We start from the raw sequence: 15,710 nt of genomic DNA, 5'->3' as shown, positions 1-15,710 counted from the left end.
AGCAGCAGATCGAGGAGACCACCTCGGACTACGACAAGGAGAAGCTGCAGGAACGTCTCGCCAAGCTGGCGGGCGGCGTTGCCGTGATCCGCGTCGGCGGTGCGACCGAAGTGGAAGTCAAGGAAAAGAAGGACCGCGTCGATGACGCCCTCAACGCGACCCGTGCGGCCGTCGAAGAAGGCATCGTTCCCGGCGGCGGCGTCGCCCTGCTGCGCGCTTCGCTGGCCATCACCGTCACCGGCGCTAACTCCGACCAGACCGCGGGCATCGCAATCGTGCGTCGCGCGCTGCAGGCTCCGGCCCGCCAGATCGCGGCCAACGCCGGTGCGGAAGCATCGATCGTTGCCGGCAAGATCCTTGAGAACAAGGGCGCGACCTTCGGCTTCAACGCCCAGACCGGCGAATATGGCGACATGATCGCCATGGGTATCGTCGATCCGGTCAAGGTTGTGCGCACGGCTCTGCAGGACGCGGCCTCGGTCGCCGGCCTGCTCGTCACCACCGAAGCTATGATCGCCGAGGCTCCGAAGAAGGAGTCGGCTGGCGGCGGCATGCCGGCTGGTATGCCCGGCGGTGGCATGGGCGGCATGGGCGGTATGGATTTCTAATCCAGCCCCCTATCAACCTACAGCGGAAAGGGCGGCAGCAATGCCGCCCTTTTTTGTGTGCCGAGCATGATCGACAGCTTGGAGGTGCAAGTCCTCTACCCAGCTGATGGCGGCGAAGCGCAACGGCGTCGTCGTGAGACGGGTCTGGCCGTGTCCTTTCGTTCAGCCGCTGGTCGAAACTCACGATGATCGTGCTGCCTTCCGCCGTGCCGTGGATCTTTACAGGGCTGCGAGAAGGCCTTGCCAACGGCTGGCAGACCCTGGTTGCGGTAGAACTCATCGCATCGTTCGATGGGCTCCGATTACCTGATGGCCTATGGTCGTCAGCTCTTTCAATTTGAACTCGTTCTTTCGGCCATGATCGTGGTCGGCCTGACCGAATTGGTGATCCACGGCCTGCTCACGATTGCCGAAAACTATCTGCAACGCTGGCGTCCGGAGACCCCACGATCAGCCTGATCACGATTGCAGGTCGGGATAGGCTGTCGCACGGCGCTTCCATCGCACCGCCGGCCTTCCGCTTCATCGGCCGACATATGCGGCCGCTTGCGGTGTCGATGGCGCTGCTCGCGATTTGGGAGTTGCTCGCCCATGCCGGCGCTGCTGACCCACGTTTTCTACCGCGGCTGGAAGAGGTGGCGGCCGCGGCATGGCAGAGTTCAGCCGAGGTGGCCTTGGCTCCAATCTTCTGGCGAGCCTGGAACGTGACCTGATCGGTTTCGTGTGTGGCAGTGTGGCGGAAACGCGTTTGGTCTGGTGATCGGATTTTCCCGCCTCATCGAACGCCTGAGAGGCTCGTGGTCGCGGTTGTATTACCGCTATTACGTGACCTGATCACGTTGACGATGCCAGCACCTTCATTGGCCACTTTCTGGACCATGTACGTCACATCAGGCTCCCCCGCCCGATCGACACGAGCCGGCTCTGTAACCAAGCCGCCGTCATATAGCGGTTCCACGACGGCACTGGCGGCAGTCGTTCTTCTCAGCGGCTACAGGTGGACGTTTCAGCATGACGCCAACGAATCCGATGGTGGCAAGGACAGGCAGACCAAGCACCGCTAGAAGCTGTACTCCGCTGGAGTTCGCCTCGGAAGTGGAGCGACAAGGGCCTGATTTGTCTTGCCATGCCACATTGTCAGCACGCTTTTCGAAGCCTCTGAATTCCTTAGTGTCCATCCCAGCTCGACCTCCGACCATCCCCATTTCCGGCTGCCCGCGGCACGGCAGCCCTTGGCCTCTAGCTGCGCTCGAGCGGATCAGCGTGCCGTCCGCCTCCTCTGGCTGATCAAAATGTCTGCACCCATTTGGCAATGGCCGTTTCGCGCAAAAGTATTCCCCCGTGAGCCGGCATTCCGAATTGGCTTAACTTCCAAATCTGTGGCTTTGCCTGCATTGCGGACCGCGGAGTTCCGACCACTCGCCCAAGGGTATGCCATGGCGTTTCGTCTCTTTGTTCCGATCCTTGCCGGTGCAACGCTGCGCGAGCGGCTGCTCGCCTGCATCGGGGCCATGATCGGCATCGCATTGACTGGCGTGATCAGTGCGCTGGCGAACGGGTCTGGCCCACATGTCGCACTGCTGGTTGCTCCAATGGGAGCATCGGCCGTGCTGCTCTTTGCCGTGCCTTCAAGCCCGCTCGCGCAACCTTGGTCGATTATCGGTGGCAATACGATTTCGGCGCTGGTCGGGGTGATCGTGGCGCATTTCGTGCATGAACCCGTCCTTGCTACCGGCATTGCGGTGGCGCTGGCCATCGCCGCCATGTCGTTCACGCGCTGCCTGCATCCGCCGGGTGGCGCCGCCGCCTTAACCGCGGTGTTCGGCGGACCGGCCGTCTTCAGCTCGGGCTTGCTGTTTCCCTTCGTTCCGGTAGCGCTGAACTCGATCGTGTTGGTCGCACTCGGCTACGGCATCCATAAACTGTCGCGGCGCAACTATCCGCATGTGGCGGCCCCCGCCTTTAAAAGCGCGCATGGAACCATCGATCCGCCGGCGCGGGAGCGGGTCGGCTTCCAGCCCGAGGATGTCGATGCCGCGCTCGGCGCGCTGGAGGAAGCCTTCGATATCGACCGCAACGATCTTGAGCGGCTGCTACGGCAGGTCGAGTTGCAGGCGATGGTGCGCTCCCACCGGACCCTGCTGTGCGAGGACATCATGTCGCGCGATGTGATTTCGGTCGATGAACATGCGCCTGCCGACCAGGCGCGGCATTTGCTGCTCGATCACAACATCCGGACGCTGCCGGTGACCGACGCCGAGGGCGGGCTGGTCGGTGTAGTTGGCCTGCGCGAGCTGACGAAGGCGACCGACACGGTGAGGGCTGTGATGTCGAAGGCTAGCACCGCCTCTCCCGATACGCCGGCGATGAGCCTGCTGCCGGTGCTCACCGACGGCCGCAGCCATGCCGTGGTCATCGTCGACACCGAGCGACGCATTATTGGGCTGATCACCCAGACCGACCTGCTGGCAGCGGCAGCGCGCGTGCACATGGCCGACACAACGCTGGCAGCGGCATAAAATAGTGATCCGGACTTGCTCAATCCGGGAACCCGATGGGGCGCCAATAGGATAGCGGTATTAAGTGCGGCCTTCCGCCTAAGACAATTCCTTTTTACGAGTAGATCAACCCTGAAACGCGACCGCGTGCTCAGGCATCTGGTTCACGTACGCCAAGTACGACTGCAACAACGGAACACTCTTCAACCTTGCCGGTGGCCAGAGCCAGTCCGCAATGTCGACCAAAGGCGTGCGGACTACAAGTGCAACCATCTGGTGGACGGCTCCTCTGCAACGATGGTAGCGCGGTTCGCGTGTCCAAGGCTGGGTTGAAGCTCTACGTCGCGGGTTGAGTGATCGTTGGCAAGGGTCGCGGCTCAGACGCCGAGGACGCGGTTCGCAATTCCATGCAGGTGGTCCTTTCCTTTGGTTCCTGCATTTCGCCTATGGTGAGGCGCCGCCGACTCCCGTCATGCATCACGCCGACGACCGCCGCTTCCTCGCCGCGCCAAGGGTTTGACTAGGCCGACGATAGACCATGCGATAAGCAATTCCGAAACGATGTGGCTTCCTTGCGCGAAGTCGGCTCTGTCGAACAGCGATGTCAACATGATCCTGAGTTCCGAGGGTTCGCCGCGCATCAATCCTATAACCTTGATGACGTTCCTGACTAGGAGGATGAGGCTGCTCCAACACGTCCACGGTGTTAGGAATTGCCATTGCACGAGTTGATCTCGGACTTCTTCGTCGCGTCGCCAATTTCCAGCCCAATACCGCGCCTACGCTTGGTACCCCAACCACGCGGCCTATCGCCCTCATGCCCACTTCGAGGACCCTCCAGGATCGGGCCTGTTCGGATAGGTGTGGGAGGCCGAGGCATCAGAGGGAACGGCCAGACGCTACCATGAGGGATGCGCCATCTGCCGAAGAGCCGTACCGTTACCTTCGTCACTGTGCGGAACGCGGGGCGACCGTCGCGTCAGCCATCCGGCTTTGGGTGTCATTTCTCCCCTGGCGGAGTCCACCGCCCCGACAAGACCCTGACCTTTGCCAGTCTTCTACGGGCAAGCGTTCACGCCAAAAGTTCAAAGCCGTGTCCATAACATTCAACAATGAAAGCCAGCCTCATCAGATCGAGCAGAAAGTCGTCGATGACATGTGTGAGCGCGTCAGACTTTTGTTCAAGCTGAAGCAGCAAGGCGCGCGCCTCTTCGATCGCGGCCCGGCAACCGTCTGCGTTTATCAGGAATCAATCCTGTCTAAGATCTGCAAGCCCTCACCTCGCCCCAAGCCAGACTCAGCGCATCGAACGCCGTTGGAGAGAGTTTCCGACGAAAGAACATCGTCGCGTTTCGCGAAAAGGCATCGCTCGGCAAAGTGCCCGTTGATGAAGCATGCTGCGTCAAACGACAAGCAAGATCCGGGCTCCACCCAGTGATGTCTTCGAAGGCGGGGTGAGCCGGCTCGGGCATGCGTCTCGGCCGCAACCCTTAATCACGAGGAACTGTGCCGCAAGGCAAACAGTTTCTCTCTATTCTTCTAGCCGCCACGGTTCAGCCTAGATTACATGGGAAACGACAATAACGGAAAGCAAAGGGTCGCAAAATGAGTAGGGTGGCTGGCTTAAACGAAGATTTGGCTGCACCAACGACCTTTGGGCCACTTTTGCAGCCCACCTTTCGTTCGATCTGGCTCGCCACGCAGGTTTCGAGTCTCGGCTGGCTGATGCAGACTGTCGCCATCAGCTGGCTGATGGCAACGATCTCGACTTCGGATCTGATGGTTGCGCTGGTGCAGGCATCATCGAACCTGCCCGCTTTCGTCTTGTCCGTCTTCGCCGGGGCTCTCGCCGACAATTTCAGCCGGCGCCGGGTCATGTTCGCCGGTCGGTGCCTTATGGTGATTGCGTCCGCGATGCTGACCGCGTCCGTGGCGCTGGGCTTTGTTAGTCCGTGGATGATCCTTGGCTTCAGCTTCTTGATCGCAAGCGGCGGTGCTCTCAATGATCCGGCCTGGCAAGCGTCGGTCGGCGATATCGTGGACCGACGAGATGTTCCCGCTGCCGTCACCCTGCTTTCTGTTGGCTTCAACACTGTCAGGACTGTGGGCCCGGCGCTCGGCGGTATTGTGGTTGCCTCATTCGGCCTCATGGCGGCATTCGCCGTGACCACGCTCACCTATTTCGTACCCTTGGTCACTATTTGGCGCTGCAAGTGGAAGGTTCGCTCGTCCCCTCTTCCACGCGAGTCGATGAGGACGGCGATCTATGACGGACTGCGCTTCACGGCGATGTCATCGGAAATCAAGGCAGCGATCGCGCGCGGAACCCTCTTTGGCTTGGCGAGCATCGCCATACTCGCGCTGCTGCCGGTGGTTGTCCGCGACCAGTTGGGAGGAGGTCCGCTCGCCTATGGCGCGCTCATGGCTGGCTTCGGGACCGGTGCCGTCTTCGCCGGCCTCTCCAACAGCCTGTTCAGACGGAGCTTGTCGCAAGAAAGGCTGATGAGGCTCTCCTGCCTCGCCTGCGCGGCGTGCTCCCTCTCCCTGGCTCTGACCTCTTCGATCGCTGTGGCGGCAATTGCACTCGCCCTGGGCGGCGCCGGTTGGGTCACCGCCTGGTCGGGGGTTGGCGTGAGCGTGCAGCTGGCGAGCCCGCGCTGGGTCGTGGGTCGCACAATCTCGATCTACTACGCATTGATAGACGGCGGCATCGCGGCCGGCAGCTGGGTATGGGGCACGGTTTCCCAGAACCATTCGCTGACCTGGGCGCTAGAGGGTTCCGCTGCGGCCCTGCTGCTCGTTGCTGCAGCCGGCGTTCTGTTTCCTCTTCGCGAGCGCCGCGAGTCCGAGCCCGATCCTTTGGAGGAATTCGACGCCCCAGCTGTCGCTCTCAGTTTGAAGCCGAGAAGCGGCCCGATCGTGGTCAAGATCGAATATCTGATAGCCGAGAGAAATGTCGAGGCCTTCCTCGACCTCATGCGGCAGCGGCGTCATGTACACAGCCGCGTCGGTGCTCGGAACTGGACGCTCCAGCGCAACCTTCAGAAGCCTATGCAGTGGACAGAAACGTTCCGAACGCCGACCTGGACCGACTACCTTCGCCTCAATCATCGTCTCACGGAAGTAGACAAGGAACTGGACGAGCGTGTCTTCCAGTTACACGCGGGAGAGAAAGCGCCTCAAATGACGCTTTCGATTGAGCGGCCGACAAGCTCGGCCCGGAAACCCGACCAGTCAATCCTTCACCTTCCCCGTCATTGAAGCCTTACCTTCCCATATCTGGGCATCAGCGATCGTTAAAGATCCGGGTGATGGATGAGAATCTCGGCGGCATCCGTGTCGTGCGTGCCTTCGCCGCGCAGCCGCACGAGCTGGAAAAGTTCGACCGCGCCAAGCAGGACGCGCCTTGATCTCGCCAATGAGCGCGTCGACATCCGTGTCGGCAACACCAGCGCCATGAATTTCTCGTTCCTGACCGCCATGGGCCTGGTGCTCTGGTTCGGTGGTAGAAAGTGATCGCAGGTCAAATCAGCGTCGGCACGCTGGCCCTGTTGCTCACCTTCATGACCATTCTGCAGATGCAGGTGCGCCAGCTCGGATTGATGGTCAACTCGTTCGCGCGCGCCTCGACCTGCGGCACGCGGCTGTTCGAGTTGCTCGACGCCGAACTTGACATCGAGGACGCGGCGGGCGCCAGGGATCTCGTCGTCACCGACGGCGTGCTGCGCTTCGACAATGTCGGTTTCTGCTACGCGGGCTCGGGCGGCCGCCCGACGCTCTCCGGCATCTCCTTCGAGGCGAGCAATGCATCGCCGTCTAGGCAAGGCGAATGCTCCGGACTTCCCAGCCTTTCTTGCCTTGCCCGCATTCGACAAACACCTTCTGTCCCGCCACCAGCACGCTGAGCCCTGAGCGCGTCAGGGCGCTGGCATGAACGAAGACGTCCTTCTCACCGTTGTCAGGAGCAATGAAGCCGAAGCCCTTTTCGGGTTTGTACCACTTGACCGTGCCCCCGCTCTCCAGCTGCGCACCGGTTTCAACGAAGGTCCCTCCAGCGACGCGCGTATGTGACGGAGTTTTCGCGCGGTGATCGCCGATCTCCAGCACCTGCGCGACTTGACGACCTTTTGGACTTTTTTCGACCGTGATCTTGAGAGGCGTTCCCGCGGCAACATCCCGGCTTCCGGCCGCCTCTAACACTCGCACGTGCAGATAGGCCTCCGTGCCGTCCGACAGTTTGACGAAGCCAAAACCCTTGCTGACTGTGAACCACAATACCTCCGCATCGACAGGATCTGCCGTCACGGTCGGCGGGCGCTGAAAATAGCTTGGCTCGGAAGTCCGTTCCGAAAAGGAAACGGGGTCATGGTCATAGCGATGCCGGCGTGGCTCGCGATGGTCTCGATATTTGCCCATGATCATCTCGACTGGCATGGATGGCGCACTGCGCTACCGTCAAGATAATCTCAATCGGGCGACGCGTTTATGTCAAAAAGGCCGTGAAGACCGCAGCTGTGCCCGGCCTATCGGCCGAACCCTTTGAAACTAGATTCATTTCCCCTGAAACAATAGTGCCGGCGAGTCGATTTACTGACTCGCATAGGTTGTGTTGGAGCGAGAGTGCGATGATGCTGGCGCGGGCGCACTGGAAGGGCTTTATCAGGCATTGCGGAAAGCCTGCTCCGGGATTCTTCAAAGGGAACCGAACGGCGGGTCGACGACCATTTGCGCCGGCTCCAGGCCACGGGGCAGGCCTGACCGTGCATGATCATCATCTCCAGCGTCACGCCCAGCGTCGACGCCAAGCCGTGGAGAACCATGCCGCGCTGTCGCCGACGAGAACAACGTCGCAATGTCGATCGACGAGCTTTGAATCGGCGCACTCAATGGGCCTCCTTCCCCAAGCACGGATGTCGCGTTGGCACTTTTTGTGCAGCTGCGAAGAGCTAAAATCGCCACGACGGGTGGTGTTGACGCGCCGACAATTATCAGACAAAAACGGAATTCAATCGGTTCAGCGGCCTACGCGGCAGGGCTCTGCTCAACAACCTCGGGGACCATGGACGAACGCGCAAAAGGGATTAGGAAAGGCGGAGCTGGAGGCAAGGCCAACGACGTCAATGCGGACTTAATCGCCGTTGTGGTCGCCATGGACAGCAGCGCCCCCTGCGTTCTGACCATCCCGCAGGCAAACGCCCTGCCCTCGGGCCCGTTCGAGCTTGCTCACCGTTCGCTGCAGTCGGGCCTCAGGGGATGGGTGGAACAACAGACCGGCCAGCCGCTCGGCTATATCGAACAGCTCTACACCTTCGCCGATCGCGACAGGGTTGGCGCTGACGACCGCGTGGTCTCTATCAGCTATCTGGCGCTCACCCACCAAGACGAAGCTGGCGACCCGGCCGGGCGACACTGGGGAAGCTGGTACGACTATTTCCCGTGGGAGGATCACCGCTCCGGCACACCGGCGGTCGTGTTGGACGAATTGCGGCCGCGCCTGATGGAATGGGCGGATGGCACTGACGACAGTACGACACGCCTCGACCGACGACGGCGGGCGGCGATCGCCTTCGGCTTTGACGACCGCCATTGGAACGAGGAACTCGCGCTTCAACGTTATGAGCTGCTCTACGAAGCCGCCCTGGTGGAGGAAGCAATACGCGCCGGACATTCCGCTGCGCCCACCTGGGTCTCGGGCAGATCGATGATCGCCGATCATCGTCGCATCCTGGCGACCGGCATTGCGCGGCTGCGCTCCAAGATCAAATATCGGCCGGTCGTATTCGAACTGATGCCGCCGGTCTTCACGCTTTTGCAGCTGCAGCGCACCGTGGAGGCGCTTGCCGGCAGGCTCGTGCGTAAGCCGAACTTTCGCCGGCTGATCGAGCAGCAGGAGCTGGTCGAGGAGACCGGTGAGACAACCGCGGAAACCGGCGGCCGGCCGGCGCAACTTTATCGCTTCCGTCACGCCGTTCTCGACGAGAGGGTGATAGCCGGAACAAAATTGCCGCTCTCGCGGGCTTGACCCGCCTTGCGCCAGCAGCCCTGACGATGTCGCGGACGGCTTGGCCCTTGTGAGAACCGGGATTGTCGAGAATGACGATGTCGCCCGGCTTCAGTGTTTTGTTGAGTTCGGTTTCGACATAGACGCGAAAGGCCTGCGTATTGATGGGTCCGTCAATGACCCAAGGCGCCTCCACCCGGTCATGCCGCAGCGCGGTGATGAAGGTCATCGTCTTCCAATGGCCATATGGTGCGTGGGCCATCAGCCGCTTGCCGCGCACACCCCAGCCGCGCAACGGCGCCATGTTGGTCTTGACCCATGTTTCATCCAGGGAGACCAGGCGCGTAGGGTCAATGCGGGTCTGATAGCGCATCCATTGCGCACGCCCGCGCATCAGCTTTGGCTTGAGCTGCTCGGCCGGCAGAACGGTTTTTTTGAAGCTCTTGCCCTCGCGGTGCAGGAAGCGACCGACGCTCGCAGGAGACCACGTTCAGCCAGTGCCGCCGTCAATTGATGAAGCGTCATGTTGGCATCTCGCTCAACCTCGCCCAGGACGAAAGCACGGTGCTCCCCGTCGATCAGATAGGGCCGATGACCACCCATCTTGCCGGGTGCCGCACTGCCACGGCGACGCTTTGCGGCCTCGGGCGTTTCCTGGGCGAAGGCGGTGGCGATGAAAGCCGAGACGACGCCACAGACTGGGCTGGCGGATAGTAGTTCGCGAGTCAGCCACGGTAGCGGTCGCTACGAAGCGCGCAGCACTTTGTCATCGGTACATTCCGTCCCATACCTGAAATGAGCAGTGCAGCCATGTCGCCTCCTCCGCAGTCACCGTGGCGAAAGCAATCCTTCCGCTGCCACACGGACCTAATGTCGCCTGGCACTAGCTTGCTTCAGCAAACCACTTAGCGCAATTCTCAGGAGCTACCGTGCCCGCACCGCAGGCGAGGTCCGGGGAGGCTTGCTCACTCAGTTTGCCATTCTGGAAAGTCGCGTTCTTGCCAACGCGCATATTCGAGATATTCTCTCGCAATCGCCTCTACAAGATCTTGTTGGAGCTCTTTGCGAAGGCACGGCATTTCGCTGATTGCCAAGCTGTGCTCTCTCGCAAAACGAATGGCGCAACGATATCCGTCAACGTCTTCCAAAGTGGGACGGACTGCATCTTCCTTCCACTGATCCGCAAGTTCCTGCAGCAATGAAGGTTGTCCTTCTCTTGTGACAAACATGTCTGTGACCCGACGCTTGGCTCTCTCCAGAAAGGCCTCCGAGTTGCCGAGCCGCAACCGCCTTACATGCCACCGAAAAGCGCCATCCCAATGCTGACTTCGCGCCATTAAATTGAGAAGGGAGATCGAACCGCCTTCGAGGATGAGCCCCGGCTGGGAACTACGCTCATCCACTTGCATTATCAGCTTACGATGGGCGGTCTCGGCGTCGATGATGCCCGCGGTTAGCGGGCGCGAATCCAAGTAGATCCGCTGGGTAGATTGCAGTTCGGAATCCGAGGGACGCCCGCTGCCGGTGGCGATTTGAGGACAGCATTGTACACGATCCAGCGCAATGACCGGCCATCCGGTCTCTCGTGCAATTTGGATTGCCGCGTCTGTTTTGCCGCTGCAGGTCGGCCCGAAAATCAAATAGATTAGCATGTGTATGCCGCTTAGTTTATCGGAACTAACCGCCCCCCAAGCACAAGATACTCGGCAGGCTTTCACCGGACTTGTCGCAAACATTTTGACAAGCGGCGATTATGCCCTGAAACGACGCCATTTTCGAACTTTGTGAAGTCCGAAAGGGCGCAAGCAGCCCGTTCTGGTCGTTCAGTCCAGTCACCAACGCCTCTGTTTGACGTTTGACGACGGTCCACTTTGCACATCTCATGCCGACTGTGACGCAACGCGGCACCGCAGGATGGTGACCTCGTTGTCTCCGGCAAAAGATCCTTGCGCGTCTTGGGTTAATCGAGGCGGCGGCGCACGGGCGCCTTATTGTCTCGGAACATGGCCAGGAAGGCGGCTGATCAACAAAAGTGGAAGACGGTGCCCCGACGACCTCACCGATTTGTGAGGCGACCGAGGATCTGCCCGACATCGTCGATCTCGTCCTCGAGGTGGGCCGTGTGCCGGCCGCGCCGCCAAAGCCTCCTCCCCTGCCGGTCCGGCTGGAAGCCTCGTCGAAACGGCACAGGAGTACACCAAAGCCGCCAGCGCGCAAACACACAGACCGCCGGCGCCAAGGATTTGGCGCTTTTTGCGTGGCGTCCGCTCCGATCTTCCGGAAGGGGAGCTGGCTGCCGTTTTCTGGGCACTCGCTGCGCATCGCCGCTGCGCAACGCCGAACTGGACATCGAGCGGCTACGCGATGAACCGCATGGTCTGCCATTGTGAGGCTCTTGCTCGACACTAATGGCCTCTCCGAGGTGACGAGGCCGAGCCCTGACGCGCGCGTGCTGGAATGGATGACGGGCTCGATGAAGACCGCTCATTTATCAGGTTGTGTCGATCGCCGAGATCCGGCGCGGCGCTGCCCTCATAGACAAAGGTCGGAAACGTGACGCACTGGCCGGATGGCTCGCCCGGGACCTGCCGCAGCGCTTCGAGCCGAGAGTCCTGCCCGTGGACGAACTGGTTGCCCTGGCCTGGGGCGACCTGACGGGCCTCGCGAAGCGGCGTGGCCGCGGTCTGTCATCGATGGACGGGCTGATTGCAGCCACCGCGATTTCCTGACCCATCACATGGCGGGGATATTCATGCGCTGACGGCGAAACACCCAGATGTCCCGCACCTACCACGATCAATATGGAAACGCCTCGGTGGCAGCCACGAGGTCGATGTCATTGAAGATGAGATGAAATAGGCGGATCAGCTCTGCTTTTCGCATCCTTGACGCGCGCTTCATGACAGGCCTCGGCCAAGGGCGTCGAGTTTAGCTTCCGGTTGGATGATTGCCCTCACCTGTGGCTATGCTTACGGCCATCCCGATCGAGAAAAGCATCGAACGCGGCAGCGACAGCGCGAATTACAAAGCGATGCTCCCGCCGTACGCGGACAAAACCGTTTTCGAAGTCCACTATCCCGTCCTCGGCCAGCATCGCCAAGCGTTCAGCTGAATCGAGAAGACGGATCGGATCAGATCCGTGGGCGGCACAGATTGCCTGCACATCGGCCTCGAGATCGCACATTAGTCGCTCGATAATTGCGGCTCGCACGCGGTCGTCGTCGGTGAGGCGATAGCCCTTTGACGTCGCCAGACGGCCAGCTGCGATGTGCTGGATGTAGGAATCCCGTGTAACTTCGTTTTGGACGTACCCCTCGCCGACGCGGCCGATAGCCGACGCGCCGAAACCGATCAGGGTTCTGCAGGTGGTGGCCGAGTAGCCCAGCGAGTTACGCCGCAGGCGACCCGTTTTCTGTGCCAGCGCGAGCTCGTCGTCCGGCAAGGCGAAATGGTCGAGCCCGATCTCGCGGTAGCCGGCGGCAATCAGCGTCGCGGCCACGGCCGCATACTGTTCGGCGCGGGCAGCGCTGCCCGGAAGAACTGCCTCCTCGATGAGGCGCTGATTCTTTACAAGCGACGGGATGTGCGCATAGCCGAACACCGCAAGCCGGTCGGGGCGCATTGCGACCGCCGCCCTCGCGGTCTCGACGCAGGACTGCACCGTTTGATGCGGGAGACCGAAGATGAGGTCGAAGTTGATGCGGCTTACTCCATGCCGGCGCAGCATTTCCACGGCAGCAGACGTCTGCGCCTCACTCTGAACCCGGTTGATTGCTTTTTGAACAATGAGATCGAAGCTCTGCACGCCGAGACTCACACGGTTCACGCCGGCTGCTCCTAAGGCCTCGGCCATCTCGGCCGTGAACGTGCGCGGATCAATCTCGACGGCAACCGTAGCTGTTTTCGTGAGAGCGAAGCGGCGTCGCAGGAACTCCATCAGAGCCAGGAACTCGGCTGGTCCTATGAGAGACGGCGTTCCGCCGCCGAAATGCATGTCGCTCACGGGCAGCGTCTGCGGCGCTCGCTCCGAGACCAAACGGATCTCGTCACGCAGCGCCGCCAGATAGTTGAGGATCGGCGCATCATGGCGGGTGATGGTGGTGGGGAAGCCACAATACCAGCAAGCTGATCGGCAGAACGGAACGTGGAAATAGAGCGACACCGGATCGTCAGCCGGCAGGTTCCTGAGCCATTCCTCATAAGCCTCGGCGCCGACCGCCCCAGAGAACTCCGACACAGTCGGATAGATAGTGTACCAAGGCAGGCCGGCCTCGCGATATTTTGTGGTCTGCAACAGTTACCGTCCCATGCTGATAACCACCAACCTTACGGCTGCGCTCGCCTGTGTCTTTGCGCTATGTCAGTCCGTTCCGCTTTGGGCTCGAAACTTGTATTTCTCAGCAATAGCGGCCGTTCAGTCTTGGCTGGACGGTCAGCGACTGGCCATGGCTGTTCCCGCCGCGACCCTCACGCGCACCGTTTGGTTCCACCATCCCTTCCCTTCAGCCTGCGCCTGGTCGAGTAGATTCTGCTGAGCGCGGCTGCCGCATCCAACGAGATAACACGGCGTTGGGACCAGACTTTGCTCGCCAGCTAGCGCAGCCCATAGTGATCTCTGGCATCTCGATGAGCTCGTTGTGTGAATTGCTGGCAAGAAGCATTAGCTGTGGCGCGCCGTCTATCAGGACGAGAGGCTGCTCGACGCGACCGTCAGGTCGGCCGCAATGCCAAGGCCGGCGCGCCTACTGACTCCGTGGTGGAGGCAAGGCTGCGCGTCAGCGCGTGATTACCGATCATCGCGCTCGCCAAAATGACGGCGTCGTACCGAGCGGTGCCGCCGCATGATGTCTCAACGTCGGGGCTCACAGCAGACAAAGCTGTCGCCATTGAACGAAACTGTCGCGAAGCGAACAGACGAACCGTAGCCGAAACGTTTGCCGTTCGTGCTTGGGTTGATCCGCAAGGCAAAAAGGAAGGAAGAGCGAACCAAGGTCCGCCGGCACACTTGAGCTTCAAGCCGCAGCTGCGTCGCCAGGATGGCACGTCATTTGCAGTAGAAGCCTTTGTGACGGCCCGCCCACAACTAGCGGAGATGACGGGGATGATTTGTACAGAAATGTTGGATGGAGTCGTTTCGGCGATTATTATATTTGTAATAACAATCGCATATTTGTAACAATAACACCCAATCATATTCTCAATTTCTGATGAAAATCTGGCGTGACGAGCGCATCAAAACTGCTCAAATTCAGCTCAATGCGCATCGTTATCGACTGTTTCCTTAGCAAGACTTCATCGCTGACGTCCATTCGTTTACTCTTTGAACGGAGATCAACAATGAACATTAGGAGCCTCCTCCTCGGCTCAACTGCGGCACTGATTGCCGTTTCCGACGCTCGCGCCGTGACCGCCGTTGCCGAGCCTGACCCGACTGAGTACGTTAAAATCTGCGACGTCTACGGCTCGGGCTACGTCTACATTTCAGGCACTGAGACCTGCGTGCGCATCGGCGGCTATGTCCGTTACGACGTCGGCTTGGGCCATGTCGGATTGGTTGATCACGCAAGAACCTCGGATGTGAGGACTGGTGAGCATCAGGGCACATGGCAAAACAACACGCGCTTCACATTGAAAACTTGGACCGGCCAGGAGACCGAACTCGGCACGTTGAAGACCTACACCGAAACCCGCATGAACTTCGGCAACCGCCACACTTCGGTTTCGGACAGTTCTCGGTCCTATGCCTTCAACGGAGACAGCACCTTGACTTTCGCCTGGATTCAGCTTGGTGGCCTCCGAGTTGGTAAGGACTGGTCGGCCTTCGACATGTTTATTGGCGGCGCGGGTGACGTACTCAACCAGACGCCGGTTCCGTACGGCGCTTTCGATACCAATGTGGTTCAGTACTACTTCGACGCCGGGAACGGCTTTTCGGCCGTGGTTTCGCTCGAAGAAGGCTCGGGCGTGGTCGGCACAATCGACAGCTACGCACCGCACGTAGTCGGCGGCTTGAAATACACACATGGCTGGGGCGCGATCACCGGCGTTGCCGCTTATGATAGCAACTACGAATCGGTGGCCGCCAAGGTCCGTGTCGACATCAATGTCACCAACGAACTGTTGCTGTTCGGAATGCTCGGCTACGGTTCCAACGGCAAGCTCAACGACGACTCCACGAACGCCATCGACGCTCATGGTCGCGGCTTCTATAAGAGTTGGGGCGGGAACTGGGCTTTCTGGGCTGGCGCCGCTTACGAGCTCAACGAGACAACTTCGTTCAAGCTTCAGCTCTCCGGTGATCAGCTCAAGAACCATGGTGTCGCTGCAAACGTCGCCTATGCGTTTCTTCCAGATTTCACAGTTACGGCGGAACTCGACTATGGCCGCTACGGCAACTTCGCCGTCGGCAAGGTGGACGCTTCCAACGTGAACTGGACCAACGCCAACAAGAAGAGCAGTGTCGGCGGAATCCTGCGTTTCGAACGCTCATTCTAACGCGATGAAAGGGTTGAGCTCCGGTTGAGCGGACCAATCCCGCAACACTCCAAGAGAACGTCGCATGGAAGCTATACAAGATTGGAGCATCGATCTCGGGGCCGGACG

At 60.3% G+C, this 15,710-nt stretch carries 12 protein-coding genes and 4 pseudogenes; 11 read left to right on the top strand and 5 right to left on the bottom strand.

The genetic code is table 11. The features are described 5' to 3' along the window. The 7 genes and pseudogenes from NKH90_RS29560 to NKH90_RS29530 form a co-directional block, all read left to right on the top strand. A partial coding sequence (locus NKH90_RS29560; protein ID WP_352822606.1) for a TCP-1/cpn60 chaperonin family protein occupies nucleotides 1-608 on the top strand: 608 nt, incomplete at its 5' end. Nucleotides 609-793: 185 nt separating this feature from the next. Further along, on the top strand, nucleotides 794-949 hold the full coding sequence (locus NKH90_RS29555) for a hypothetical protein (RefSeq protein ID WP_352503077.1): 156 nt from the start codon (nucleotides 794-796) through the stop codon (nucleotides 947-949). Then, a complete protein-coding gene (locus NKH90_RS29550; protein ID WP_352452641.1) occupies nucleotides 900-1,067 on the top strand; it encodes a hypothetical protein in 168 nt (55 codons plus the stop codon). Before NKH90_RS29555 ends, NKH90_RS29550 begins: the two co-directional genes overlap by 50 nt. Before the next feature lie 98 nt (nucleotides 1,068-1,165). Continuing rightward, complete coding sequence (locus NKH90_RS29545; protein WP_352452640.1) at nucleotides 1,166-1,321, top strand: hypothetical protein; 156 nt, start codon at nucleotides 1,166-1,168, stop codon at nucleotides 1,319-1,321. A 723-nt stretch (nucleotides 1,322-2,044) separates the two neighbouring features. Beyond that, complete coding sequence (locus tag NKH90_RS29540; RefSeq protein ID WP_352822602.1) at nucleotides 2,045-3,127, top strand: HPP family protein; 1,083 nt, start codon at nucleotides 2,045-2,047, stop codon at nucleotides 3,125-3,127. Between the two features lie 1,584 nt (nucleotides 3,128-4,711). Further along, the gene (locus NKH90_RS29535; protein WP_352822599.1) at nucleotides 4,712-6,367 is read left to right on the top strand and encodes an MFS transporter; all 1,656 of its coding nucleotides are present in this window, start codon (nucleotides 4,712-4,714) and stop codon (nucleotides 6,365-6,367) included. A 32-nt stretch (nucleotides 6,368-6,399) separates the two neighbouring features. Then, nucleotides 6,400-6,948, top strand: a pseudogene (locus NKH90_RS29530) (ABC transporter transmembrane domain-containing protein); the annotation flags it as partial. Here the strand turns inward: NKH90_RS29530 and NKH90_RS29525 are convergent. Both NKH90_RS29525 and NKH90_RS29520 read right to left on the bottom strand, forming a co-directional pair. After that, nucleotides 6,923-7,522 (bottom strand): cold-shock protein, encoded by a 600-nt coding sequence (locus NKH90_RS29525; protein WP_352822597.1) that lies wholly within the window; start codon nucleotides 7,520-7,522, stop codon nucleotides 6,923-6,925. The pseudogene NKH90_RS29530 and the gene NKH90_RS29525 sit on opposite strands and share 26 nt — an antisense overlap. A 279-nt stretch (nucleotides 7,523-7,801) precedes the next feature. Continuing rightward, nucleotides 7,802-8,018 (bottom strand): annotated as a pseudogene (locus NKH90_RS29520) (3-methyl-2-oxobutanoate hydroxymethyltransferase); the annotation flags it as partial. Between the two features lie 147 nt (nucleotides 8,019-8,165). Here NKH90_RS29520 and NKH90_RS29515 point away from each other — a divergent pair. Continuing rightward, nucleotides 8,166-9,128: an NUDIX hydrolase gene (locus tag NKH90_RS29515; protein WP_352452634.1), complete on the top strand. Its 963-nt coding sequence runs from the start codon at nucleotides 8,166-8,168 to the stop codon at nucleotides 9,126-9,128. A gap of 4 nt (nucleotides 9,129-9,132) precedes the next feature. Here the strand turns inward: NKH90_RS29515 and NKH90_RS34910 are convergent. Further along, nucleotides 9,133-9,501 (bottom strand): annotated as a pseudogene (locus NKH90_RS34910) (transposase); the annotation flags it as partial. A gap of 119 nt (nucleotides 9,502-9,620) precedes the next feature. On the opposite strand from NKH90_RS34910, the gene NKH90_RS29505 reads away from it, so the two are divergent. Continuing rightward, complete coding sequence (locus tag NKH90_RS29505; protein ID WP_352822595.1) at nucleotides 9,621-9,821, top strand: hypothetical protein; 201 nt, start codon at nucleotides 9,621-9,623, stop codon at nucleotides 9,819-9,821. A 251-nt stretch (nucleotides 9,822-10,072) separates the two neighbouring features. Here NKH90_RS29505 and NKH90_RS29500 read toward each other — a convergent pair whose 3' ends face one another. Then, nucleotides 10,073-10,759: an isopentenyl transferase family protein gene (locus tag NKH90_RS29500; RefSeq protein ID WP_352822592.1), complete on the bottom strand. Its 687-nt coding sequence runs from the start codon at nucleotides 10,757-10,759 to the stop codon at nucleotides 10,073-10,075. 734 nt (nucleotides 10,760-11,493) lie between these two features. Here NKH90_RS29500 and NKH90_RS29495 point away from each other — a divergent pair. Then, a pseudogene (locus NKH90_RS29495) lies at nucleotides 11,494-11,833 on the top strand (PIN domain-containing protein); the annotation flags it as partial. A 227-nt stretch (nucleotides 11,834-12,060) separates the two neighbouring features. Here the strand turns inward: NKH90_RS29495 and hemN are convergent. After that, the gene (gene hemN / locus NKH90_RS29490; RefSeq protein WP_352515929.1) at nucleotides 12,061-13,401 is read right to left on the bottom strand and encodes an oxygen-independent coproporphyrinogen III oxidase; all 1,341 of its coding nucleotides are present in this window, start codon (nucleotides 13,399-13,401) and stop codon (nucleotides 12,061-12,063) included. A gap of 1,043 nt (nucleotides 13,402-14,444) precedes the next feature. Here hemN and NKH90_RS29485 point away from each other — a divergent pair. Further along, nucleotides 14,445-15,602 carry a porin gene (locus NKH90_RS29485; RefSeq protein WP_352822609.1) on the top strand — a complete coding sequence of 386 codons (1,158 nt, stop codon included), beginning with the start codon at nucleotides 14,445-14,447 and terminating at the stop codon, nucleotides 15,600-15,602. Nucleotides 15,603-15,710: the final 108 nt, after the last annotated feature.

The organism is Mesorhizobium sp. M0898 (genome assembly GCF_040319695.1).
GTDB lineage: Bacteria > Pseudomonadota > Alphaproteobacteria > Rhizobiales > Rhizobiaceae > Mesorhizobium.
The sequence above is the reverse complement of the archived record's forward strand: the minus strand, read 5'-3'. Positions and strand labels throughout refer to the sequence as shown.